Here is a 23,016-nt window from a genome sequence, read left to right on the forward strand (position 1 = left end):
CTAACTCCCGAAAAAATGGGCGAACCGGGAGTTATCAAAAAGTAAAAGATAAATAACATTAGAAAAATTGGCAACTGCTTTGATTACACGAAATAGTTGTCTAATCTCCTCGGCAGTCAGCCTGTCAATGTCGTCAATGACAACTAAAATCTGCTTCTTTTGGTTTTTCAGTGTTTTCTCAATTTCTGTTTTTAACTTATATACATCTTTTGGCTGTCTTACAGTTCTTACTAATGTGGCGAAGATTTTTGCCTTTGCATCAGGAATTGTAGAGACTCTATCCGCAAAACTATCTATTTGTTTTAAAAGACCTTTGCCAATAGATTTCCATTTTTCAGTTAAAACAGCCAGTAATTGGTCAAAAAAGTGCCTTGTAAGGTCTTCCTGCCCAGAAAACCACCAGGGATTAAAGGGTACAATTATTGGCTGTTCCTCCTCTCGTTTTTGTTCAAGGTAGTAAGTTATAAAATTCAATAAAGTTGACTTGCCTGAACCCCAAGGAGCATAGACTGCCATTACCAAACCATCTGGAGGTGACATTTTGCAAATGCTTTCTGCAAGGTTTTTAGCAAATGGGGCATAACCTAATCTGTCATCTTTCGGATCAGTTAAAGGATTGTCTGCCGATAAGACATTTAACTTCTTAGGTTCCAAGCTGAAGTTAGTTCCTGTCTCAAACATATACTTATGCTCGTGTTAAGACTTTTACTAGTTACAGTTTTAACACTTTTAATAATGTGTTGTAATGTATAGTCGCAGCTTTTCTTATCACTACAAGTTTACACACCTTATCGGTAAGTAGGTTCAGGTAATTGCACTAATGTCTGCAAGAGTAAAATTTTCCTATAGTCAGTTTAAGGTTTAGTAATTTCTAAGAAACTTGTCCAAAAATTTGAAAAGCATCAACCTTAGTAATTGTCTCTATAGTGTGGCATGGTGTAACGAGTATATGAAACTACATCTTTACTAAGTAGGAGTATAATTTACATAATCGCATAGTTGCTGATGTGTTTTATTGCTTTTGGGCAATAATTTATCCACTTCACCAACGGCAAAGAAATGTTGCTAGAGACTACTTGGCGTTGGGAGTGGGAACGAGTGCTGGAATACGCTAGTAGTTGAAATGGCGATCACCACCGGAAAACGCGGGTACGCCATCGCTACTCATTCCACTTCATCAGCACCCCATCCACAATCGCAACACCCCACTGCGGAAACTTCACCAGCAATTTCTTGATCACAATCTGCAAAGCCGGATCGTCACTCCAGCACTCTTGCAAAAAGTCAAACCCTGGATTCTCCCCTGAATTCGCCACAACTTTGAGTTTCTGCATACGCTCCGGTCGCGCATTTGCCCTTGCAACTATCGCCTCATGCGACCATTTTTCAGTTTGTGACAGGGGCGGCGCGGAACTTTCACCTTCATGATCCGCTTTGATTTCTCCACCCGAAACTGAATTTTCAACCAACAACAAAGCAGAATAACCCTGTTCTACTTGACCCTGAGTTTGATTAGCGATCGCAGAATTTAAAGATTTTTCATTTTGGGCGATGGGCGCGGCGGAACCAGTACCTTCATGACATTCCCTCGCTTCAACGCTACAATCTTGCTTTTCAGCTAACAACGGAGTAGGTTGACTTGGTGCAGCATCCACAAGCGTTAGCGTCGTACAGTCCGTTAGCGCAGGTAACTCTTCTTCCTTCTCTGACACGCCTTGAACAGTCTGAGGCGAAGCGCCCCCCAAGGGCGCGTGAGCCGTCTCCTCAACTTGCAAAATCTCATTTAGCGTGTCAGAGACCTTGCGGGGGGACAAAATGGTTTAGAATGCTTATATTGCAAAGAGTGTAGCAATTTGTGGTAAAAGAAAAAGAGCCTTCATTCGCAACAAGCTCTATTTAATGATAATGTTACCAGAATTCTACGAGACAAACCTCAAGCGAGAATTGGGACGTGCAGAATATTTATTACTAAAAATTCTGATAAATTTATTACAATCTATTAAAACTGTTAGCATTGAAGCGCTGGCTACTGCTTTACCCATCCCCATATTTTTTGAAAGTAGAAGAAAGAGAGTTCAAAGATTTTTATCTTTAAATTACATAAATGTTGAAGAAATTTGGTTCCCAATTATTAAAAGCTGGTTAGAGATATATTTTCCCTTAAATGAAGTTATTTATGTAGTGATTGACCGGACTAATTGGGGGTGTATTAATCTGTTAATGATAAGCGTGGTTTGGGATAAAAGGTCTATTCCAATATACTTTGAGTTATTAAGTAAATTAGGCTCAAGTAATTTTGACGAACAAAAAGTTGTTTTTAATAAAGCACTGCCCCTTTTTAAAAATTATAAAACCGTCGTGCTAGCAGACCGCGAATTCTGTTCACTGAAATTGGCTAACTGGCTTACAGAGCAGAAAGTGTACTTTTGTTTACGTATAAAAAAAGATGCTTTTATAGAAATAGAACCAGAAATTTGGCTCCAATTAAAAAATTCCGGTTTATCACCTGGAGTTTCGTTCTTCTATCAAGGCATTAAATATACAAAAACTACAGGGTTTATTAGCTTTAATCTTGCGGGTAAATGGAAGCGGAAACGCTTTGGAGTTGCGCCAGAGGAGGGTTGGTTTATTCTCACTAATTTTGATACTTTAGAGTCTACTATTAAAGCTTATAAACAACGGTTTGATATTGAGGAGATGTTTAGAGATTTTAAAAGCGGTGGTTATAACTTAGAAGATACTAATGCATCGGGAAAACGGCTAATATCTCTAATATTATTAATCTCACTTGCTTATACAAGTGCAACAATATCTGGTCAAAAAATTAAACGCATGAACATCCAAAAATATGTTGGACGAATTAAAGAATCCTTAAGGACTGTTCGACGACATAGTAGTTTTTATATTGGCCTTTATGGCCACAATTGGGTCAATTTCATGGAAAATACCTATGAATTAGTCACCGAATTATTGAGACTAAATCTTAATAAGCGTAAATACTATCTGCAAGGAGAGAGGGCTATGAGGCTCATTATATCTGCGTCCTAGCCCTTTTTGTCCCCCCGTAAGCAATTAAAGATAATTATGCCACTGTCTATCTTCCAGGGATTGGCAATGTCAAAATGCACAATAGTCGAGATTTAACCAGTATTCAATCCGTGAGGACTTGTACTATTAAAAGAGCAGGTGGTTACTGGTTCTTATCGATGTTAGTTCAAATACCCCAAGAACTACCGAAAGAAAAGTCAATATCTCAAATCAAATCAGTAGTCGGGATTGATGTTGGTGTGAATAAGCTTGTAGCTTTGTCAGATGGTAGTTTTGTCGAAAATATTAGAGTTACAACTAACATCAAAACATCTAGACGTTTAACTATGCGTCAACGTGCCATAAGCCGCAAGCGCCAGGGTTCTCAAAACAAAAACAAGGCATACGCTAGAATTGCCAGAACACAACATAAATTAGCACAACATCGAGACGGCTACAATTGGCAAGCAGCCAGTAAGAGCTTGTCAAGAAACAACTTTTACATGTTGAAGTATAAATGTTATGCTCAAACTATGAAAAAAGCTAACAGGAACGAGTAAGTAAATACTAGGGCTTGCTAGTGTGACAAAACAAGAAATAGATATAAATAACGGGTAGACATGGCAACCTTAGAACTGAGCGATGAACAATTAAGTGTGATTTCAAAGGCTTGTGAACTTCTATCCCGGATCTACATGGGACAACTTGAAGAAGTGGCTTGGCTTTTTAGTTCATTGCCAGAGGCTCGATATCAAGAATTGACCGAAACTTTAAAAGCACTAAACAGCGTAATTACCTTGATGCCAAAACAAGCACATTTTGGAATCAGAGATGAGCGTGTCCCAGAAGAGGCTCGTTGTGCTTACGACATTCATCAAGTGATTCGGTATCACTTGGCATGGAAACAGCAGCCTAATGGAGGATTTGGGATTAATTTCGATAAGCCTTTGCCGTATGGAAGGATATCTCTACCGACAATTAATGAATGAATCTTATCTGAGTACAGGCATATTTGTGGTGAAGTTTCGATTCGGTAATGAGTAAAATGATGAATGATTTGGATGAGGAGTTAGCTGTGAAACTACAACTGGTTCTTCCCCATCTCAATGAGCGACAAAAACGATTATTATTAGCTGCTGAAGCTCATAGCTTAGGATATGGCGGAATCTCACGAGTTGCGCGTGCTAGCGGTGTTTCACGCCCTACGATTCATCGAGGACTCGCTGAGTTAGAAACACAAATCCCACAATTTGAAGCTCGAATTCGTATCCTTGGTGGTGGTCGTAAACGCATTGAAGAAACCTACCCAGATATTTTGTCAGCATTAAACCATCTAATTGACCCCGATACTCGTGGAGATCCGGAATCTCCTTTGAGATGGACTTGTAAAAGTACTCGTCAGTTAGCAACTGCTTTGAAGCAACAAGGTTATCCAGTCAGTCATCAAGTTGTGTCTCAGTTGCTTCATGCCCAACACTACAGCCTCCAAGCAAATGTCAAAACCTGTGAAGGCAACCAGCATCCAGACAGAGATGCTCAGTTTCAGTATGTTAATGAGCAGACCAAAACCTTCTTAGCACAGCAATTACCTGTCGTTTCAATGGATGCCAAAAAGAAGGAATTAGTCGGAAATTTTAAAAATCCAGGTCAAGAATGGCAGCCCCAAAAGCAACCCATTGAAGTGAATGTTCATGATTTTCCTGACCCAGAGTTAGGTAAAGCTATCCCCTATGGAATCTATGATATTGGACAAAATAATGCCTGGGTATCAGTTGGACAAGATCATGATACTGCTAGTTTTGCTGTTACTACCTTACGACGTTGGTGGGAAACTATCGGTTGTGTAACTTATGCTAATGCTAAACAGTTGCTTATCAACGCTGATTGTGGTGGCAGCAATGGTTATCGTGTTCGATTATGGAAACTCGAACTGCAAAAATTTGCTACCCTTACAGGGTTAGATATCACTGTCTGTCATTTACCTCCTGGAACTAGCAAGTGGAATAAGATTGAACATCGGTTATTTTCACATATCAGCATGAATTGGCGAGGCTGTCCGTTGACGAGTCACGAGGTCATTGTTCAGTTAATTAGTGCGACCAAAACAAAAACTGGATTAAATGTACAAGCACAACTAGATACAGGGCTGTATCCAACAAAAGTGAAAGTATCAGATGAAGAACTAGCAACTGTGCAAATTACGCCACATGAATTTCATGGCGAATGGAATTACACTATCTCACCAAACCTCAATATTCTCTGAGACTTGTAAAAGTTGTTTCTTGACAGGCTCTAATTGGATTGTAGAAGAAGTACTGCCATCGCTACGGCGCACTGGTAAATACGAAATACCCAAGCCTGAGCAACAGCAGAATACCAAACCCACTCTTGATGAACTCGTTAACTTTGGGCAAAAGGTACTTGCTGGTACAAGGCTGAGTGCAGAACTCCAAACCATCACTATCCTTCGAGGTGTACAAGCCTTATGTCCCGAAATAGCTCCGATGGCACAGGAGTTGGTCGGAGCAATTCAGGAGATTGAAGCGACTCACGACAGGCACTTGCCCCCGACTGAACTGGGCAAAATATATGCCCAACGTAATGGACTACCAAAACCAGTCAGGCCACAAGTCGTTAATCAAGTTCTGGAGTTTGCTGGGCTACAACGCAGAGAAGTCGAGATTAAGACTGATACGCAGGGCAAACAGAAGCGAAAAAACATTTGGCATTTAACCGATGAAGGTAAGCAGTGGGGCGTAGTCACACGAGACAAAGCACGAACTCATGACAAGATTGTTGAACACGTTCGATGGCTACCCGATGTTTTAGACGTGATTGATTTAAGCATACAGGGGTAATCAAAAATATTTGGTTGTTCAAATTTATCAATATTTAATACACCCCTAATAATATGCTGCCATCCCGGTGCAGTAAAATTTTTCCAAAAATTGGGAATTCAAGAGGAAATCCATGAAGATCGAAACTTTTAAAACTTTGCTGCTCGAACAATTAGCAAAAGACTGTGATGTTCATCTGCCTTATTACCTAGAACACAAGCCAGAAACGTATTCAAGTAGGTTGTTAATGACTCAACGCAAAATGCAAGCGTTGATAGGTTTGCAAGCTATGTTTGACAAATGAAAAATTACAATTTATTTATATGGATACTGAACAGGATTTCTTATTTTTCAACCCTCAAATTGCTACCAAATACAATCCCTTTTATGAAGGAGAGTATCTGGTAATCCAGACCTATCCCCGTGAGCATAAGTTAATAGTTGAGCATCGCAATTTTGATTACAAAAATGCCAAAAGTCATTGCGAACTAGAAAATCTAGCTCATGACTATACATCATTTTCTCTTAGGATTTTTCACGATGATAAACTGTGGGAGGTAAACTATAAAGGGGAGCCACAAAGTGTTTCTAAGCAACAGAATTGGAGAATTGCCCAAGAATATATAGAAGCTCACTCCGATCCGCATACTGATGCTGAGGTAATTCTATGCCAATGCAGTTACCCCTATTTTTCGTCACTCACGAGTCATCTTAGCAACAGAGGTGAGTCCATGACTTCGTGGCAATCGCTCACTTGTCTAGTTGAAGGTAAAGGGCAAGATATTCAAACCTGCCCCAACTGTAATGCACCCTTAGTTCGAGCAGATGAATCGGAAGATGATGATTTTGATTTTGATGACCAAGTTAGCCGACCAATAGCTTGCATCGGTTGCACTAACTATCATGGAGTTGAGTATGATGGGAATATTTTAGTTTGTGGAATTCACGCGCATGGATGGGATAGCGAGAATTGTCCAGATTATCATCCATGAGATTGCTCCTGATCTAGGACTTATCTGATACTTAAGATTGTAAAAAATTGACCCGCTCTTTAGTATGCTCTTCTCGAAAAGCCACTACTCGGATAAGCATTAGGCATTGTCATTGCCGCTATTAACTGGTATATCGAAATGCAATACGTCTTCGCGCTTGCCCAGCTTTGTATAAAGTTTAATGGCTGGATCGTCACCGATATCCGCTTGGACGAAAATGACATAAGCTCCACATGCGGCTGCTACTTCTTTCAGCTTCTGAATTAATGCCGTTGCGATTCCCTGCCGTCGGTGTGCGGCGGCAACAGCTAGATCATAGATGTAAATCTCACTGCGCTCCTGCTCGAACTTTTTAAGCTCGTAGGCAGTAAGACCACCAACGACCTCACCTTCTTTCAATGCGGCGATCGCAATAAAGTAGTCACTATCAAGCAGTTGCCGCAGGTAGTCTGTACTAGGCGGATTCCCATAAGTTTCCACCTGATCGAATGCCTCGCCAAAGGTCGCTAATAGAGCTTCCATTAATGCAACGTCCTCCGGCACAATCTGTTGAATGCTTAAATTCATAAGACCTCGCGGGATTTTCCTTAACTTTTCTTGCGGTACTGGATTTAGTAGAGTTACTGGAAGTATTCTATTTAGTTAAAATTGACTTATATTAGTGGAATCAGGTTCATCAGTGAATGTACACTAGTTTATACTTTTATTTGTTTATTAAAAATAAGGAATAAATACTTATGTCTGATTTTGAAGCACCAAATAGACTAGACCGTATTGAAGTATTGGCTATTAGAAATACTGAAGCTATAGCAGCACTAACCACTAAGATTGATAATTTGACTGATAACGTAAATGATTTAACAAATAATGTTGACCGTGTATTAAGTCGTAGTGCAGTTTTAGATGATGTGTTACTTGAATTACGTGATAGTCAGGAACAGCAACAAAGAAATTTTGATGAACATCAGCGTCATTTTGATGAACATCAAAGAACCACTAACGCTGCGCTAAATAGCTTAGAAGCTATATTACTACAATTGATAAGAATATTTCCACAATCCTAAATCAGCAGTAAAGAGAACCTGCTTCTACCCCCTACTTTCACGTAACTATTTATTTTTTACCTTTTCCTTTAGCATTTAGCAACATTGGCAAAGATATCTAATCAACCAACAGTAATTTGACTAGCCTTTATTGCCAGTTCCATTTAGAATATCAACTTTATAAGACTATTTCAGCTGTTAGTAAAGATGATTTTGCTAGCATTGAATAGGGTGAAACTTTATCGAACAGAATTCAGAAGTCAGGAGTCAGAAAACATGTCTGAATTCTGCACGACTGGGTGATAGCGCCGGCGGCAAGCGAGTCATCGTTCGCTTTTAGCTTCTCGTAGAGAGCGTCTGAATATTGGTTTAAAACCTTGCACGCCACTTGCTCATCTTGACTACGAGCCAAGACCGCAGTGGCTCCCCTTGTGGACGAAAAAAAATTAAAATATTCTCGCCTTAGAACTTTATCCCTTTATGGGTAGAGTATTCTGAATTCTGTCTTTTGACTCTTTATTTATTTATAATAGTGTATCACTTCCAGTTTATTCTCTCTATAATTTGCTCTTAATGAAGTAAAATCACATCAAATCAATCCAAAACATTTTTACTACTTTTAGAATTGGGATTATCGGTATCTTAACTTGAAGAGCTTGTGGGATAATGAGCAATATTACCACGAGATAAAAATTCTTGTTGAGGTAGATTAAATGCCTGTTACCTACGAACTTAGAGATTATCAACATCAGTGGATAAAAGATATTTGGAATTCTTGGGAGAATGGTAATAGGCGAGTGCTTGCACAACTCCCGACAGCCGCCGGGAAAACGGTGTGCTTTGCACATATTTCTCATAAATTCTTTGACCAAGGAAAGCAAGTTTTAGTCATTGCCCATCGGATTGAGTTGATATCTCAAGCTGCCGAAAAGCTTGAGCAAATTATCGGTGAACCAGTTGGGATTATCAAAGCAGGTATTCTGGCTAATCCTGAACGAAGAATCCAAGTCGCTAGCATTCAAACGTTGAACAGACGAGAAGTATTAGAGTTGCCAATTAACATTGGACTTTTGATATTAGATGAGGCGCATCATGCAACTGCTTTATCTTATCGGCGATTAATTGAACATTATGAAAGCGCCCAGATATTAGGTGTAACTGCCACTCCCCAAAGAATTGACGGTCAAGGGTTTGTTGATTTATTTGATGATTTGGTTATTGGCATTGACACTGCTCAATTAATTCAGGCTGGGTATTTAAGTAACTTTCGATTATTTGCAACGAATCAAACTATTTCTACTCTTGGAGTTGCAAAGTCTCGTGGGGATTTTAGAGCCAAAGAGTTAGCGGTTGCCGTCACTAGCCAGATTGGGGTTAGCGAAATCCTTGAGAATTACTTTAAATATGCACGAAATCTTCGTACAGTTATTTTCGCCTGTAGCTTAGAACATTCTCGTGCCCTGGCTGCGGAATTTTCTCGTAATTATATTAGTGCCGAACATTTGGATGGGAAGACTCCCCCACAAGAGAGATTAGAAATATTGCAGCGTTTTCGCAATGGCACTACCCAAGTAATTACTAATTACGAAATCTTAACCGAGGGCTTTGATTGCCCTAATATTGAGTGCATTTACTGTGTCCGTCCGACTGAAAGCTCTACTCTTTGGCTGCAAATGCTGGGGCGAGTTCTAAGAACTTACACTTTAAAACCAACTGCGGTAATTATTGATATTACCGATAATTGGAAAAAGCATGGGCTTCCTGATGAAGCCCGCAAATGGAGTTTATTGCCTAAAACTATATCAGAAATACAAAACAAAGGCTTAATCCAATGTGAGCATTGCACCCATATTTTTAAACCGCTAACTGAAGAATTAGCTAATTTTAATGCCGAAGTTGACGAGGATGGAGTGGTGATTCAACATCACCAAGCTATTTGTCCAAGCTGTGGTGAAACGATTGATTTTACAACTATTGAAAGTCCTGCAAAGCCAATTTTTAGCAGAATCAGACTTAGACAGGGTTTTAGCCTCGAGCTTACAGAAATTGACCTTTCTGTTTCTACTTACAGATTAGACTTAGTTACTGATACCCTAAAAAAGCAAGGTTTACGGGGTGCAAGTCCCACTAAAATTTATAGCGCCATTTTCATCGCTTTTATTGAAAATATTACTAAATTTACTCTTGGTGATTGGCGCGAAATCGTTAAAATGGTTGAGCCATCCCAATCAGCAATTACCAAAAAAGCATGGGAACTGTATAAGGAAGCTTTTGAACGACATAAGAACCGCATCTTGGCTATGTCTTTTGTTGAACAGAAAAAGCTAAAACAACAAGGCAGTAGGCATGTGGCGACTAATGTAACGACAATAGAAGCTCTTGGGCAGTTGGAGAATAGTATATTCTGGGAACCCAAACCACAGGAAAAGTCATCTAAGTTCAAAAAGAATTTAGGCGATAATTATTTTAAAATGAAGTATAAATCACAATGGAAAGAATCTTTAACTTACTGTTCAATGCTAACAGGCGATTTTTTAAACATAAATGCTGGACTCTTCCATGTGGAAACTAAGGATGTATATGTAAATATCTGTATTGAGGTCAGAGACCTTCCTGGTCTCAAATCTAAACTAACAGAGATTTGTGATCCCGCAGAGATTGAATATGCCTTTACTCAAGGGTTTCGGAAGCTTGCTAAAATCATGTTTCGGTTAAGTTGATTCCAAATGTTGGATCATAGAATGGCACGCTTGAAAAGCGCTAACCCTTGATATTACTGGTTTTTGGGTCTGGGGTTGCAGGTTCGGCTGTAAGAAATTAAGAAGAATTTGCCGGTGTTTCACACTCGTCCATTAAAAACTATTTTGATTCATGCTGTGCTGTGTGAAAAGCCATATGCCAGAAATTATGTTCAAATTTTGCCACCATTAAAAAAGATTCTTCAGCTTGTTTTTGAATATCTTCCTGTGCCGTTTCTAAAACCTCATCAGCTTGCTGTGACAAAAGTTTTACATATTTTGTAAAATCAATATTTCCCCATCTTTCTGCAAATTCATTATAAGGCGTAGGCATCTTACCTGGTAGTTGCCAACCTTGATTATAGGCAAATTCAATAGCCCAAAATGCAGTTGCTTGTACAGGATAAGGCTTGTCTGCAAGACTCTGCATATATTCACAGTATTCTCTACAGGTTGGTTGTTTTTTTATATTAAGATTCAGTTGTCGTTGGGTAGCTTTTTCTTGAAACCAATTGAGTTCGTCTTTAAGAGCTGCCAGTCCTCCAAGTATCACATCAAAATGTTCTGGAGGTGCGCTGGCTAATACTCGCCCTACCATCCGCGTAAATTCTACAACAAACAGATAATCTTGCATCAACCATGTATTGAATTGCTGGGGTTGAATTATACCTAATTGACACTGTTCTAGAAAGGGATGCACAGTTGCTTCTTGCCAATCTTGAGCGTGATTTTCTAAAAGAAGTTTGCAGGTAATAGTCATTTTGGCTCAATAGGTATTTCAGGGAGATGGAATGGAGAGGAGCAGACTGCTAAGGGAGATCCAATAAATAAATCAGCCCAGCCGTATCAATAATATTTTTGGCAAAACCGAGAGATTTAGGCGCTTTCGCCCTCAAGGCGAAAGCGACGGCTGGGCTGATTTATTCTTGACAAGTGCCTAAGATCCTAACAATTCTACCTCCTACTGAGGTGACATCTAGCACGATTCATACAGCCTACTCGGAGGATTTCGGTTTCGATTTCGAGTTTGACGAACAAGTTTTTAGACCAGCAGCCTGCATCGTCGGTTGCTCTAACTATCAAAGGGTTGAGTAGGGCAGCAATTTCTTAGCCTGTGGCATATATCCATGTTGGATCGGATGGTGAGAAAAGTTATTCTCACGAAACTAAATACTGTTGAATTTCAGTTTTTTGACGACGTAGAACAGTGATTGCTTGCTGCTGAATTTGGCGAACTCGTTCTCTACTAACATTCAATTTCTCTCCAATTTGAGCTAAAGTTAGTTCTTGATCGTTCTCTAACCCAAAACGCAAAATTAATACTTCACGTTGCGTCGGTTTGAGTGATTCTAATAAACTATTAATGTCTTGGCGCAAAAGTTCTTTGGTGATATGTTCGTCTGGAGATATGCCCTCATCTGGTAAAAGTTGGCTTAGTTCTGTGTCTTGGTTATCTCCAATCTTTACATCTAGAGAAATTGGCTGCTTTGAACTGCTGAGAAAATCCCTAATCTGGCTTGGTTGTAAGTCTAAAGTTTCAGCAATTTCTACAACACTAGCTGGACGACCCAGTGTCTGAAATAATTCTCGCTGTACTTTCTTGATTTTATTGAGTTGTTCGGTGATATGAATTGGCAAGCGTACAGTACGGGATTTCTCTGCGATCGCCCGTGTGATTGATTGCGTAATCCACCAGTATACGTAGGTGGAAAGCTTATAGCCGCGATTGGGGTCAAATTTTTCTACACCCCTTTGTAAACCTATTGCCCCTTCTTGCAGCAAATCTAAGAATTCGAGATTGCGATTAGTATATTTTTTGGCAATCGAAACCACTAGACGCAAGTTTGCTGTCACCATTTTTTGTTTGGCTCGTTGCCCAAGATTTTGTATTTGAGCTATTTCAGGTTCACTTTTGTCAACATCAACAGCTAATTCGACCATTGTTGGCTCACGATCTAGTTGTTGGGTGAGTTCATTTTTTCTTTGCTCTATTGCCATGATTTGCTGTACCTGCCTGCCATAAGCAATTTCTTGGTCTGCGGTTAGCATTGGATAACGACCAATCTCTTGCAAATAGATACGAACCATGTCTGGACTCAGGCTGGACATACGACAAAACTTTTTTGATATTTAGACGAACCTAAAAGTATAAATCAAATCACTGAATTAATTTTCCTGATTTAAACAGCCAAAAACTCTGGACAAAAGATTCTGTCTGGCACAAGGCTTAATGCAGAACTGTAAACCATCACCATTCTTCGAGGTGTACAAGCTTTATATCCTGAAATAGCTCCGATGGCCAAGGAATTGGTCGGAGCAACTCAGGAAATTGAAAAGACACGTTAGTTTCCAAAATAAAGGTAAAAGTCTGATATATATTTGAAGTCATTTAATTTTATATATCCCGAAAATGCGAGCGAAAATACGAGATACAGAGATTTTCTTTGATGTGAAAGGTTCTGCACTAGTGGTGGATGGCGCGAGCATCTGCTCTAAACCTGTTGCCTTTCTAATTCACGGGGGACCTGGTGCGGATCATACTTCCTTCAAACCAACTTTTTCGGCTTTAAGCCGAAAACTACAACTAGTTTATTTTGACCATCGCGGTCAAGGAAGGTCTGCCCGTGGGTCTAAAGAAACCTATACTTTAGACAATAATGTTGAAGATATGGAAGCATTGCGCCAACACCTTGGTCTTGAAAAAATTGTTGTGATTGGCAATTCTTACGGTGGTATGGTGGCTCTAACTTATGCAGTTCGCTATCCTCAGAATGTCTCTCATTTGATTGTGATTGCCACGGCAGCCCATAGTGGCTTTTTAGAAAGAGCTAAGGAAATCTTAGCATCAAAAGGAACTGAGGAACAAAAAGCAAGCGTTCAGCGACTTTGGGATGGGAACTTTGAAAATGAGGAACAGCTAAGACAGTATTTTCAAGTGTTGGGACCAATGTATTCGCTAAAATATGATCCTATTAAGTCAGGCATTGCTTGGCAGAGGAATATTCTCTCAGTTGATGCGATTAATATTGCTTTTGGCGGTTTCCTCCACACCTACAATATTCTTGACCAGTTACATAAAATTACTGCACCCACTCTAGTTATTGCAGGCCGGTATGACTGGATTTGCGCTCCAGAGTTTTCTGAAGAAATTGCTCAGGCAATTCCTAATGCCGATTTAAGAATTTTTGAGAATAGCAGTCATTTGATCCGCGCAGATGAGCCAGAAGCACTTTTAGATGCAATAGCCGGGTTTTTGGTTTACAAACGTTAGCTCAATTCGTATCCTTCTAATTTCATAAACTTCCTCTTGGTGATTGATTTTTAAGTTGTTTGTTAATATTTACTGACTCAAACTAGCAGTGCCAAAAGTAGCATTAAACTTGCGGCACCAAATACCGACAGATTTATAATCTGCTAAATTGATGTTTTGAGGGATAGAGTATGTTTGAGCCCCACTATATTTTTGTAAGGGAGCAAGAATAATGTAGTCTCCCTTTTTTAAAGAATACGATGGTGGCTTAGTCGAATTAATCACGTTATCTGAACGATGCAAAATTACTACCAAATCTGGGCCTGATTCAGAAGTTTTAAATGAGTCATCAATTTCTAGAAAGGGTTTGCCGTCTTTAATGGTAATACTAACTTTACCATTAATTGTTTGTTCTCCAGAAACAAATGTGCCTGAATTAATAGTATTTGTTTTTGGAGCTTTCCCTGAATTGGCTAAAGGTTTCTTCTGAATTGAAGGCACGGGAATAGATGCATTCACCGCTATAGGACTTTCATTAGCCTGGTTATTTGATACTTCGCGGGCGCAGCCAACCATGACAATAGAAGATAAGCCAATTATCAATAAATATCTTAATCTCATGATTTCAATTCTTCAATACATTAATCATCAATATAAGTAGGTGGGTGCAGGAAAACCCAAATGTGTAAAGCAATGTTAACAAGAAGGGTAATTGTTAAATTTGAAACGTTCTGTACGGTAATCATTTCGTTTTCCTCTGGCATCTATCCCATGAATAACTGCATAAGCTAGGTCTAATTCATCATCAAACATCTGTCCAGAAATTTCATGTTTTTTGAGTTGTTGCCACTCTAACTCTAGTTCAATTCTATTCATCTCTGAACAATATTTAGGCAGAAAGAAAATATATAAACCAAGACTTTCCCATTTAGTCCAATATTCTCGTACTTCAAGAGATTTATGTATAGAACCATTGTCTTGAACTATAACTCTTATTCTTCCATTAGCCTTGAGTTCTTGTTCTGCAAGAATCGCCTCACATTCCATCATCCTGATATAAGATTCACTGGTTATGCTGCCAATAACTAAGCCATAAATGAAACTTACTAACGGTTGAAATAAGCCAAGAATACTCAATCTTCTCCCACGTCGTTTAGTTTGTTCTAATCGCTTCTGTTCCCCGACTGGATAATATGTATAACCGGGTGAACACCACATACAAAACCCTGATTCATCTAGATATTTTAGGTCAATCTCTCCCGAAGAGGCTCCTATCTCTAGCATTTCCAAATCTGCCTGTTTAATTTCTCTCAAGAGAGAATCTTGCTTTTTTCTATGACTAATTCTGGCTCTTTTCCAATGTATCCCCTTTTTTTGAGTACCCTTCTGATTCTATCGGGACTCAACTTAATATTTCTTTCTTTCTCTAGCTTGATTGACAGTTGGCGACTGTTATATGTGCGTGGTTCGGTTTTGAGGCATTCTTCTAAGTAAACTATATCTTCTTCTTTCCACTTTGTTATTCCTCCTCTACCCGACGCATCCCATAATCCTCCTAAACCTTTTTTATCCCACTTATGAAGCGTCTCTCTTACTGTTTGGTCTGCCCAATTAAAATGGGCTGCTATTTTTTCCACATACCATCCACGATAATTTAACCTCACTACTTCTGCTCGATCTTTTACTTTTTGTGACACCGTTGTGGCTGTCCTTAACTCAAATAAAGTTCTGTCTTCTTCCTGGGTTAGAAATACTCTCAGACGCGCTGGCATTTTTTATACTTAAATTTCTTATCTACGTGTTTACTTATTGTTACACATTTGGGTTATCTCACGCCCACCTACTTAGCAGTTCTCTGGTAAGGTACATTTTCAAAGCCAATAACTTTGGTAATAAATACATATTTGAGTGTTCCTCAATTACTTAGGAAACACTACATAGCTCTTGCCTTGAACTTTAAATTGATTGTTACTTAAATAATTAATCTAAAAATGATAAATATATAAGGATTGATATCTAAAAAACTAATATTTTCCTTAGAAAGTTCTTACAGGTTTCTCAGCAAAATTTAAGTTTTTAGATTATGGGTGATTAAGTGTAAACAAATATACAGGGCTTGATCAGATATGCTTTTTCAAATCTATAGCCAGATATAAAACAAATGTTATCAGCAGCAGTGTCAATTTAATCATATCTTGGAGGCTGAGATAGAAAAACACACAGCAGAACTACGAGCAGCGCAAGCCAAGCTTCTGGAACAGTGCCGAGAAAAGTTGGGACTGTCCCTGTCATGGTTCACGTTTCAGTTGCAAGGGGGAAGTTTTACACGGACCGACAGTGAAAGATTTAAAAAATTTTTAGCTTTAACTATTGCCTATTAAGGGTTTCATCATTTCTTAGCTGCTTGCACACGCCCTTTTCTACCTTGTGTCACCTTGGATTCTGACTCTGCCTTACTGGAGTTAACCATCTTCACCAAGTGCTGATTTAGATAACTTTGCGCTGAGATATACAAACTTTCCCAAATCTCTTGATTGCGGCTGATTTTTGTCCCGACTGTATTCCCTGCTGTTTTCTCCGACACCAAGTATTTGCGGAAATAGTTATTCCACAAGTGTTGCAAGAAATCTTCGGCAAATTCGTTAAAAGGAATAATCCATTTATAGTCCTTGTCTAGAAATACCCGATAGGATGCAATTATCGGTAGTGCAAGGTCAGTTGGCGCACCAAACCCGAATGAATACTTGCTGTCCGGCAACAATGTAGTTTTACGTATATCAATTGATGCTAAATCGTTAGCACCCTTTCTTCTGGGATTGCTGATATAGTCTTGGATTATTTCGTAGAGTCTTTGCTCTATCCACAAAGCATGAGTCAAGAGAGGCAGTAAGGCAGTTAACCTTTCCCTTTCTGCATCTGTGATGTTACTTGGAAGACTCATCCCTGCTGGGTGCTTGGTTCGTTTATTGCCGTCAGGGTTGTATTTATTTCTGTCGAGGCAGTAAAGCAGCTTGAGCAAATGGGTGACATTACACTGGGCATTTCTGGGAGCGCCGCTTTGGTTTTGGTAATAGGCAATGCGGAATTTTCTATCTTCTTTCTGTTCTAACTGAGCTAAATACTGCTTGATAAATTTGTAATCACCCCTAGCGTTGACTTTGGAGCGAGAATCTACTGGCGTTGTAGTATTTGAAGCTAGGGCTATATCTTTGGCTGATTCTTCACTCAGTCCGATGTGAATCGTAACTTTTACTCTGGCTTCGGTTAGGTCATATTTGTAATTTTTCGCTTGCTCAAAAGCTAAAACTGTATGCCCTCCGTTGATAATGCCATCGCTACCGCCCTCCGAGGCTTCTAAGACTTCTAGCTCCAGTTCAGTTTTGTTCTTGACAGGTTTAGTTTTATTGGCTGACAGAACGATTCCACTGTGGCGAGAGAAGAATTTTGCAGGCTCGGTTGTCAGTGAGTCGAACATTTGTCTGTAGGTCGCGCTTTTGCGGTTCGGTTCGCGGATGTTCGGTTCTAGCGGCAGGTCTATAGGGAACGAGTCTACATGAGCAGTGGCGATGATGCAATTGGGGTTGGCTTGAAAATAGTTATCTATCTTGATGTTCCAAGTCTTGGGCATAATTTATTTCTTGATGGAATTAAATTCTATGTTAGCGCTGCTATAACCTTAATTATTCTCTTTCTTCACTTAGAATAAGCTACCAAATTAGCCAAATGATAAACATCCCCAATCTCGCTGTATTAAACCTGTTATTTACTAGCGTGAAAATTTTCTTTAATTTTGCTTAGTTTAGAGATAATATACCTTCTTTTACTCTTTGGACAGAAACTTATCCACCTATTTCAATAATTCGGTTGCTTCTTTTAATACTTGAATAATTTCCGGTTTCTGAGAACTAATCACATTATTTGGTAAATGCTTGTGATGCGGAAAGGTAGAGATATCAGGAAAATGTGGCGTACTATCATAACGAAAAACCAGGCTATTTCGCTCATCCTGAAAATGGTAGCGATAATCAAGAAATTCCAACTGATTATCTGTAATTACTATAGCTTCGTTTATTTCTAGTAAGTGTGTTTGAGCTAAACGCAATCGAATTCTTAAATTAGCCCGAAGGGATGTTAAAATTTCTTCTTCATAACGTTCTACGTAAAGATTTGGACATTGAACAATTGCTTGTTCTACTTGATTTAAATAATCAGATAGAATGTTAGGCAGCATAGTTCAATCTTTGCTCTATTTCTTGACGCAAAACCAGATAATGGCGGTAATCGTTTGCCCATTCTATAAATAGAATATCATCTGGTAATATTCCCTGATTATACTGATAAAAAAAATCTTCCGAGTCTATTTTTTGCTGGCTTTCATACACACTGAGTCGCTTGGCAACGGCAACCAAAGCATCTAAAGATGATGTATATTGAATGGTCTGTTTACGCATTTTACCTCTACTTCAAGAGCATATTTTGATTATAAATGAGCGCCACTCCAAAATTTCCTCATCGAGCGTTATGAAAATTAGGCAAATTCTCATTAAATAGTAGTTATTGTGGCGTTGCTGTCTCGTAACTACTTCTGCTTCCACACATGGTGTACTCCTTTTCAACAGCCGCCAGCAGCAAAGCGTGCAAGGATAGCAGATAAAGTTTGGCAAAATCCCAAGCCCCTACAACCTAGAGCGGTAAAACTTGCTAGAGGTAGGTTGGAAGCATAGTAAACTCGTTTGATATTTTCTAAGATGCATACGTAATTAAGCCTTTAGTCTCACCTCTCCAGTTAGTTTTGCCGTTCTAGCCTACAACAGCCAATCCCCAGAAGAGTCACGGCTGTCCACTTCATGCAACTGCCGTAACCTCACACATAACTACTGCTTCATTCACTTTCGTGCGATGGCGTAGCCCGTCGTAGACATCGCTCAAAACCATGAGGCAAAAAATCACCCAGTTATATCCTTCCCACTCTTGTAGTTCATAGCTCTGGGTTTCCTCTTGCCTATAGGGACTACTTTTGATTGCTTGGGAGGTTGAGGAGGACGGCATTTTTCACAGTAGAGCGGTCGCACACCAAAGGTTTCTCGTTGTGTGGGCTGTTCGCACTGCTTACATACGAAGTTGAAAACGCGAGTGTGAATTTCCCGCTTGTGCGCTCTGACAGTGTACTCTCGGACATCAATTGTTTTACTGGGCATCGGCTGATTACTGTTGTGGACTTACTTCCTTAATATAGTTTTTCGTCTTAGTTCTACAAGATCCGTGCATCATCTGACGAAAGTAATTCTACTTAATCAATTAAATACTCTTGCATGTCGCTTTGTCGATGGCGGAGAATACTTATAGCTTTGACCTGGATTTGACGAATCCGCTCTCGGCTGAGGTTTAGCTGTTGGCCAATCTGAGCTAGATTGAAATGCTGATCATTCTCTAGCCCAAAGTTTAAAGTTAACACTTGACGCTGTATAGGTGTCAATGGTTCTAAGAATTTAGCTACATCTTGCGATAAAAGTTCTTGGCTAAGGAGTTTTTCTGGTGAAGCGGCATCGCTGGCTAAAATTTCGCCCAATTCTGTCTCTTTTTCATCTCCCACTTGTTTATTTAAAGAAATGGCTGTGCGAGAAGCAGTGAGATATTCTCGAAGCTTATCTGTGCTTATGTTTAAGAGTGTTGCAATTTCTTCGGCAGTGGCATGACGACCGAGTTTTTGAAAGCTTTCTCGCTGTACTTTCTTAATTTTGGTAAGTATTTCAGTGAGATGAACAGGCAATCTAATAGTGCGCGATTGTTCTGCTATCGCGCGTGTAATCTCTTGACGAATCCACCAGTAGGCGTAGGTCGATAGCTTATAGCCCCGATTGGGATCAAACTTTTCTATACCCCTTTGTAAACCGATTGCTCCTTCCTGAATCAAATCTAAAAATTCCAAATTGCGGTTCTGGTATTTCTTGGCAACAGAAACTACTAGTCGCAGGTTAGCTGTCACCATTTTTTGTTTCGCCTTTTGACCAAGGTGTAGTGCTGCTCGGACTTGTGCTTCGGTTTTTTCAACAGCGTTGGCTAATTCTGTCATTGTTGGTTCGCGGTCTAGCTGTTGAGTGAGTTCATTTTTAGATTGCTCAATGACAATCATTTCTTGTACCTGTCTACCATAAGCGATTTCTTCCTCTGGCTTTAATAAAGGATACTGACCAATTTCTTGCAAATAGATGCGAACCATGTCGGAACTCAGGCTGGACATACAAACTTTTCGACTTTTTTAAACCAGGGGATTTAAAAGTATAAATCAAATAGCTCATTAAAATTTTCTATTTTTAACCGATTACCGTGGGTTTAAATTCCGCTGTTCAAAATCGCGCAAGTTTTGGGTCGGGGTCTAAATCCCCATCACAAAACTTAGTTACGAATTACGAATTATTTAATAGCCAAGGCATATCAATTCAGTCCTGCCTGAAGTAACCTCTGCTTTAACCTTGTGTACCTCTGTTGGTCATCAGTAGAGCGCACCGCCAGAGAGATCGCTTTTTTTGCGCCAACCACGATCGCTAACTTCTTGGCACGAGTTATACCAGTGTAAAACAGGTTCCGGGTCAACATCATATAGTGCTGCATATAGATTGGCAAAATCACCACCGGATATTCTGACCCCTGGCTTTTATGAATAGAAATGCTCCAGGCAAGGGCAATTTCATTCAGGTCAGCGTAATCGTAAACTACAGTCCGCTCACCATACAGTACTGTAACTTCCTGCTCTACAGTATCAATGCTTTGAATAATCCCCAGGTCGCCGTTGAAAACTTCACGGTTGTAGTCATTGGTTAGCTGGATGATGCGATCCCCCTCGCGTAATAAATTCCCACCTCTGTTAATCTCCACCTTGTTGGGGCTGGGTGGGTTGATCAACTGCTGCAATACTGTGTTCAGGTTACGAGTCCCGATTATTCCCCGTGTCATCGGGCAAAGCACTTGCACATCAGTGGCAGGATTAAAACCTAAGCGAGGGAGCAAGTCTGTAATCAACTCGCAGATTGCTTGCACTCCATGTTCAGGCTGATGTCCGCCGCCGTGCCAAATACAGTCGGACATGGGATTATCAGATATAGGCTCAATTGTGGGATACTGTCCCCGGTTGATTTGGTGAGCAGCAGTGATAATTGCACTTGTTTGAGCTTGGCGGAATACCTGAGTTAATCGCACTACTGGCACGCAACCAGAATTAATCAAATCAGCGAGTATTTGACCTGGACCCACAGATGGTAGCTGGTCAATGTCACCCACCAACAACAGTAAAGCGCCAGCTAGTACTGCTTTAATTAAGGAGTAAGCCAGAAACAAATCAAGCATCGAAGCTTCGTCAGCGATAATTGCCGTGTGGGGTAAAGGATTAAGCCAATTCGCAATTCGCAATTCGCAGTTCGCAATTACGGATAAAATTCTAAACCGAACCGTTGGATTACAGAGCTAACAAGCTTATCTTTGATGAGCATGGTCTTAAATCACATAATGAGTCCAAGCTTTTGCTGATTTATAATTGCGAATTGCGAATTGCGAATTGCGAATTGTTTCGTCATTTCACCTAAACGTTGAGCAGCACGTCCAGTGGGTGCAGCTAGGGCTATGGATTTACCCATTGCTTTCCACAGGCTGACAATCGTGTGAGTTGTGAAGGTCTTTCCAACCCCAGGGCCACCAGTGAGGATCATGATTTTGGAATAGGCTGCTGTTTCTACAGCTTGGCGTTGCTGTTCTGAAAGCTGAATTTTACGGCTAGCAGTAAAGCGCTCAATCCAATCACGCACACGCTCAATGTCAGTGCCAACAGGTTTTTCCAAGCGTTGGCGTATCAGTTGAGCTAAATTCTGTTCCGTATGGAAGTAAGTTGGCTTGTAGCAAAGTAGTGTTTTCTCTTCATCCCGCTCTCTAATCAGGTCATCTGCCAGAGCCATATCTTTAATAATCATCGCAACCGCTTCTTCTGTGGGCTGATGAGATTCGGTTGTCAGCAGTTTGATTACCGACTCAATCAGTTCGCTTTGTGGCAGGTAACAGTGACCATCTTCGGCAGCTTCACTTAGACAATGGATAATCCCTGCACGGTAACGAAATTCTGAGTCAGGCGCAATTCCAATATTTCTTGCAATCTTGTCAGCAGTCAGAAAGCCAATACCGTAGATGTCGGCTGCCAACTGGTAAGGATTATGGGTTACTGTAGCGATCGCCTCATCCTTATATTGCTTGTAAATTTTGACTGCGTATGTTGTTGAAACACCGTGCCCTTGCAAAAATACCATTACTTCTTTTATGGCTTTCTGTGTCTCCCAGGCATTTTTAATTAACTTAATCCGCTTTTTGGCAATGCCTTGAACTTCAATGAGCCGGTCAATTTGGTTTTCGATAATGTCCAGGGTTTCTAAACCAAAGTGGGCAACAATGCGTCTTGCTGTGACTGGGCCAACACCTTTGATCAGTCCACTGCCCAAATATTTCTCAATTCCGGTGAGAGTGGCTGGTTTGGTTTCTTTGTAGTTGACTACTTGGAACTGGGGGCCAAATTGTGGATGGTCACGCCAGAAACCAGTTAGCTGTAAAGTTTGACCTGGCTGAATATTAGCAAAGCTGCCGACAATTGTTGTCAGTTCGGTGCTACGGGGACGGGTCAGCCTTGCCACAGTGTAACCCGATTCAGCAGAGTAAAAAGTTAGGCGTTCTACGACTCCGGTGATTGTTTCGTGTTGAGGAAAGGCGCTTACTTGTTGAGGGGAAAGATTAGGGGGAGTGGACATTGCTTATCATCAGATGCCGCACATCATTATAATACCCGGAGTGAAGTCGCTGTAGTACATAAGTACTGTACAATGCACCCTAATTTCCCTTTATCACTCCTATATGTCATAGCTCTAAAACACCGATTCAGTAATAAAAGGCGAGGCCGGAAAATCAGATTTTTAGGTCATTTCAACGACAATTTCCTTCTTACACTTAAAAGAAACTTGAGTTTTTCATCATAACTTTGAATACCGAATCGGTGTTCTAGGTTTCCTCTTAAGTGGGACTAGTGATTTTTTGGGTGCTTGAGGAGGGCGGTAGCTTTCGCAGCAGTAAAGCGATCCTGGTTATACCTATTATCAA

22 protein-coding genes and 3 pseudogenes are annotated in these 23,016 nt (G+C 40.1%); 12 read left to right on the plus strand and 13 right to left on the minus strand.

What is annotated here, in order from left to right; genetic code table 11:
- Together ACFFRD_RS03380 and ACFFRD_RS03385 are read right to left on the minus strand one after the other, a co-directional pair.
- Entirely contained in the window at positions 1-681 is a 681-nt protein-coding gene (locus tag ACFFRD_RS03380) for a P-loop NTPase fold protein (protein ID WP_392476670.1), read from the minus strand.
- Between the two features lie 479 nt (positions 682-1,160).
- A complete protein-coding gene (locus ACFFRD_RS03385; protein ID WP_392476672.1) occupies positions 1,161-1,814 on the minus strand; it encodes a hypothetical protein in 654 nt (217 codons plus the stop codon).
- A gap of 91 nt (positions 1,815-1,905) precedes the next feature.
- Between ACFFRD_RS03385 and ACFFRD_RS03390 the strand changes: the two genes are divergently transcribed.
- From ACFFRD_RS03390 to ACFFRD_RS03420, 7 genes are all read left to right on the plus strand, one after another.
- The gene (locus ACFFRD_RS03390; protein WP_392476674.1) at positions 1,906-3,048 is read left to right on the plus strand and encodes an IS4 family transposase; all 1,143 of its coding nucleotides are present in this window, start codon (positions 1,906-1,908) and stop codon (positions 3,046-3,048) included.
- A gap of 158 nt (positions 3,049-3,206) precedes the next feature.
- On the plus strand, positions 3,207-3,587 hold the full coding sequence (locus ACFFRD_RS03395) for a transposase (RefSeq protein WP_392476676.1): 381 nt from the start codon (positions 3,207-3,209) through the stop codon (positions 3,585-3,587).
- Between the two features lie 60 nt (positions 3,588-3,647).
- Entirely contained in the window at positions 3,648-4,016 is a 369-nt protein-coding gene (locus ACFFRD_RS03400; RefSeq protein WP_185587319.1) for a hypothetical protein, read from the plus strand.
- 59 nt (positions 4,017-4,075) lie between these two features.
- Positions 4,076-5,290, plus strand: a complete 1,215-nt coding sequence (locus ACFFRD_RS03405) for an ISAzo13 family transposase (protein WP_392476760.1) — start codon at positions 4,076-4,078, stop codon at positions 5,288-5,290.
- Between the two features lie 19 nt (positions 5,291-5,309).
- Positions 5,310-5,885 (plus strand): hypothetical protein, encoded by a 576-nt coding sequence (locus ACFFRD_RS03410; protein ID WP_392476678.1) that lies wholly within the window; start codon positions 5,310-5,312, stop codon positions 5,883-5,885.
- Positions 5,886-5,997: 112 nt separating this feature from the next.
- Positions 5,998-6,168 carry a hypothetical protein gene (locus tag ACFFRD_RS03415; RefSeq protein WP_392476680.1) on the plus strand — a complete coding sequence of 57 codons (171 nt, stop codon included), beginning with the start codon at positions 5,998-6,000 and terminating at the stop codon, positions 6,166-6,168.
- 19 nt (positions 6,169-6,187) lie between these two features.
- The gene (locus ACFFRD_RS03420; RefSeq protein WP_392476682.1) at positions 6,188-6,856 is read left to right on the plus strand and encodes a hypothetical protein; all 669 of its coding nucleotides are present in this window, start codon (positions 6,188-6,190) and stop codon (positions 6,854-6,856) included.
- Positions 6,857-6,955: 99 nt separating this feature from the next.
- On the opposite strand, the gene ACFFRD_RS03425 is transcribed toward ACFFRD_RS03420, so the two are convergent.
- Positions 6,956-7,423, minus strand: a complete 468-nt coding sequence (locus tag ACFFRD_RS03425) for an AAC(3)-I family aminoglycoside N-acetyltransferase (protein WP_392476684.1) — start codon at positions 7,421-7,423, stop codon at positions 6,956-6,958.
- Between the two features lie 170 nt (positions 7,424-7,593).
- On the opposite strand from ACFFRD_RS03425, the gene ACFFRD_RS03430 reads away from it, so the two are divergent.
- Together ACFFRD_RS03430 and ACFFRD_RS03435 are read left to right on the plus strand one after the other, a co-directional pair.
- Complete coding sequence (locus ACFFRD_RS03430; RefSeq protein WP_392476686.1) at positions 7,594-7,920, plus strand: hypothetical protein; 327 nt, start codon at positions 7,594-7,596, stop codon at positions 7,918-7,920.
- A 692-nt stretch (positions 7,921-8,612) separates the two neighbouring features.
- Positions 8,613-10,619, plus strand: a complete 2,007-nt coding sequence (locus ACFFRD_RS03435; RefSeq protein WP_392476688.1) for a DEAD/DEAH box helicase — start codon at positions 8,613-8,615, stop codon at positions 10,617-10,619.
- Between the two features lie 139 nt (positions 10,620-10,758).
- On the opposite strand, the gene ACFFRD_RS03440 is transcribed toward ACFFRD_RS03435, so the two are convergent.
- Positions 10,759-11,397, minus strand: coding sequence for a TenA family transcriptional regulator (locus ACFFRD_RS03440; RefSeq protein ID WP_392476690.1), 639 nt, complete (start codon positions 11,395-11,397; stop codon positions 10,759-10,761).
- Between the two features lie 173 nt (positions 11,398-11,570).
- Between ACFFRD_RS03440 and ACFFRD_RS03445 the strand changes: the two genes are divergently transcribed.
- A complete protein-coding gene (locus ACFFRD_RS03445) occupies positions 11,571-11,732 on the plus strand; it encodes a hypothetical protein (RefSeq protein ID WP_392476691.1) in 162 nt (53 codons plus the stop codon).
- 63 nt (positions 11,733-11,795) lie between these two features.
- Here ACFFRD_RS03445 and ACFFRD_RS03450 read toward each other — a convergent pair whose 3' ends face one another.
- Positions 11,796-12,746, minus strand: coding sequence for an RpoD/SigA family RNA polymerase sigma factor (locus tag ACFFRD_RS03450; protein WP_392476693.1), 951 nt, complete (start codon positions 12,744-12,746; stop codon positions 11,796-11,798).
- Between the two features lie 301 nt (positions 12,747-13,047).
- On the opposite strand from ACFFRD_RS03450, the gene ACFFRD_RS03455 reads away from it, so the two are divergent.
- Entirely contained in the window at positions 13,048-13,908 is an 861-nt protein-coding gene (locus ACFFRD_RS03455) for an alpha/beta fold hydrolase (RefSeq protein WP_392476695.1), read from the plus strand.
- A 69-nt stretch (positions 13,909-13,977) separates the two neighbouring features.
- Here ACFFRD_RS03455 and ACFFRD_RS03460 read toward each other — a convergent pair whose 3' ends face one another.
- Positions 13,978-14,508, minus strand: coding sequence for a DM13 domain-containing protein (locus ACFFRD_RS03460; RefSeq protein WP_392476698.1), 531 nt, complete (start codon positions 14,506-14,508; stop codon positions 13,978-13,980).
- Between the two features lie 75 nt (positions 14,509-14,583).
- Positions 14,584-15,659 (minus strand): annotated as a pseudogene (locus tag ACFFRD_RS03465) (IS630 family transposase).
- Between the two features lie 481 nt (positions 15,660-16,140).
- Between ACFFRD_RS03465 and ACFFRD_RS03470 the strand changes: the two are divergent.
- Positions 16,141-16,248 (plus strand): annotated as a pseudogene (locus tag ACFFRD_RS03470) (Rieske 2Fe-2S domain-containing protein); the annotation flags it as partial.
- A 28-nt stretch (positions 16,249-16,276) separates the two neighbouring features.
- Here ACFFRD_RS03470 and ACFFRD_RS03475 read toward each other — a convergent pair.
- The 6 genes and pseudogenes from ACFFRD_RS03475 to ACFFRD_RS03500 all read right to left on the minus strand — a co-directional run.
- Complete coding sequence (locus tag ACFFRD_RS03475) at positions 16,277-17,515, minus strand: AIPR family protein (RefSeq protein ID WP_392476700.1); 1,239 nt, start codon at positions 17,513-17,515, stop codon at positions 16,277-16,279.
- 219 nt (positions 17,516-17,734) lie between these two features.
- The gene (gene tumE, locus ACFFRD_RS03480) at positions 17,735-18,118 is read right to left on the minus strand and encodes a toxin TumE (protein ID WP_194145053.1); all 384 of its coding nucleotides are present in this window, start codon (positions 18,116-18,118) and stop codon (positions 17,735-17,737) included.
- Positions 18,108-18,338 (minus strand): antitoxin TumA, encoded by a 231-nt coding sequence (tumA, locus tag ACFFRD_RS03485; RefSeq protein WP_392476702.1) that lies wholly within the window; start codon positions 18,336-18,338, stop codon positions 18,108-18,110. Before tumA ends, tumE begins: the two co-directional genes overlap by 11 nt.
- A gap of 495 nt (positions 18,339-18,833) precedes the next feature.
- Positions 18,834-19,085: a hypothetical protein gene (locus ACFFRD_RS03490; RefSeq protein ID WP_228058598.1), complete on the minus strand. Its 252-nt coding sequence runs from the start codon at positions 19,083-19,085 to the stop codon at positions 18,834-18,836.
- Between the two features lie 92 nt (positions 19,086-19,177).
- Positions 19,178-20,128 carry an RpoD/SigA family RNA polymerase sigma factor gene (locus ACFFRD_RS03495; protein ID WP_392476704.1) on the minus strand — a complete coding sequence of 317 codons (951 nt, stop codon included), beginning with the start codon at positions 20,126-20,128 and terminating at the stop codon, positions 19,178-19,180.
- A 194-nt stretch (positions 20,129-20,322) separates the two neighbouring features.
- Positions 20,323-22,625, minus strand: a pseudogene (locus ACFFRD_RS03500) (helix-hairpin-helix domain-containing protein); the annotation flags it as partial.
- Positions 22,626-23,016: the final 391 nt, after the last annotated feature.

The organism is Nostoc sp. C110 (assembly GCF_043099725.1).
GTDB lineage: Bacteria > Cyanobacteriota > Cyanobacteriia > Cyanobacteriales > Nostocaceae > Nostoc > Nostoc muscorum_A.

Coding starts and splice junctions, on each gene's coding strand:
- ACFFRD_RS03380 (WP_392476670.1), bottom strand. CDS start 681: ATGTTTGAGACAGGAACTAACTTCAGCTTGGAACCTAAGAAGTTAAAT.
- ACFFRD_RS03420 (WP_392476682.1), top strand. CDS start 6,188: ATGGATACTGAACAGGATTTCTTATTTTTCAACCCTCAAATTGCTACC.
- ACFFRD_RS03460 (WP_392476698.1), bottom strand. CDS start 14,508: ATGAGATTAAGATATTTATTGATAATTGGCTTATCTTCTATTGTCATG.
- ACFFRD_RS03400 (WP_185587319.1), top strand. CDS start 3,648: ATGGCAACCTTAGAACTGAGCGATGAACAATTAAGTGTGATTTCAAAG.
- ACFFRD_RS03430 (WP_392476686.1), top strand. CDS start 7,594: ATGTCTGATTTTGAAGCACCAAATAGACTAGACCGTATTGAAGTATTG.
- ACFFRD_RS03435 (WP_392476688.1), top strand. CDS start 8,613: ATGCCTGTTACCTACGAACTTAGAGATTATCAACATCAGTGGATAAAA.
- ACFFRD_RS03455 (WP_392476695.1), top strand. CDS start 13,048: ATGCGAGCGAAAATACGAGATACAGAGATTTTCTTTGATGTGAAAGGT.
- tumA (WP_392476702.1), bottom strand. CDS start 18,338: ATGCGTAAACAGACCATTCAATATACATCATCTTTAGATGCTTTGGTT.
- tumE (WP_194145053.1), bottom strand. CDS start 18,118: ATGCTGCCTAACATTCTATCTGATTATTTAAATCAAGTAGAACAAGCA.
- ACFFRD_RS03475 (WP_392476700.1), bottom strand. CDS start 17,515: ATGCCCAAGACTTGGAACATCAAGATAGATAACTATTTTCAAGCCAAC.
- ACFFRD_RS03415 (WP_392476680.1), top strand. CDS start 5,998: ATGAAGATCGAAACTTTTAAAACTTTGCTGCTCGAACAATTAGCAAAA.
- ACFFRD_RS03390 (WP_392476674.1), top strand. CDS start 1,906: ATGTTACCAGAATTCTACGAGACAAACCTCAAGCGAGAATTGGGACGT.
- ACFFRD_RS03450 (WP_392476693.1), bottom strand. CDS start 12,746: ATGTCCAGCCTGAGTCCAGACATGGTTCGTATCTATTTGCAAGAGATT.
- ACFFRD_RS03440 (WP_392476690.1), bottom strand. CDS start 11,397: ATGACTATTACCTGCAAACTTCTTTTAGAAAATCACGCTCAAGATTGG.
- ACFFRD_RS03405 (WP_392476760.1), top strand. CDS start 4,076: ATGAATGATTTGGATGAGGAGTTAGCTGTGAAACTACAACTGGTTCTT.
- ACFFRD_RS03490 (WP_228058598.1), bottom strand. CDS start 19,085: ATGCCCAGTAAAACAATTGATGTCCGAGAGTACACTGTCAGAGCGCAC.
- ACFFRD_RS03395 (WP_392476676.1), top strand. CDS start 3,207: ATGTTAGTTCAAATACCCCAAGAACTACCGAAAGAAAAGTCAATATCT.
- ACFFRD_RS03495 (WP_392476704.1), bottom strand. CDS start 20,128: ATGTCCAGCCTGAGTTCCGACATGGTTCGCATCTATTTGCAAGAAATT.
- ACFFRD_RS03425 (WP_392476684.1), bottom strand. CDS start 7,423: ATGAATTTAAGCATTCAACAGATTGTGCCGGAGGACGTTGCATTAATG.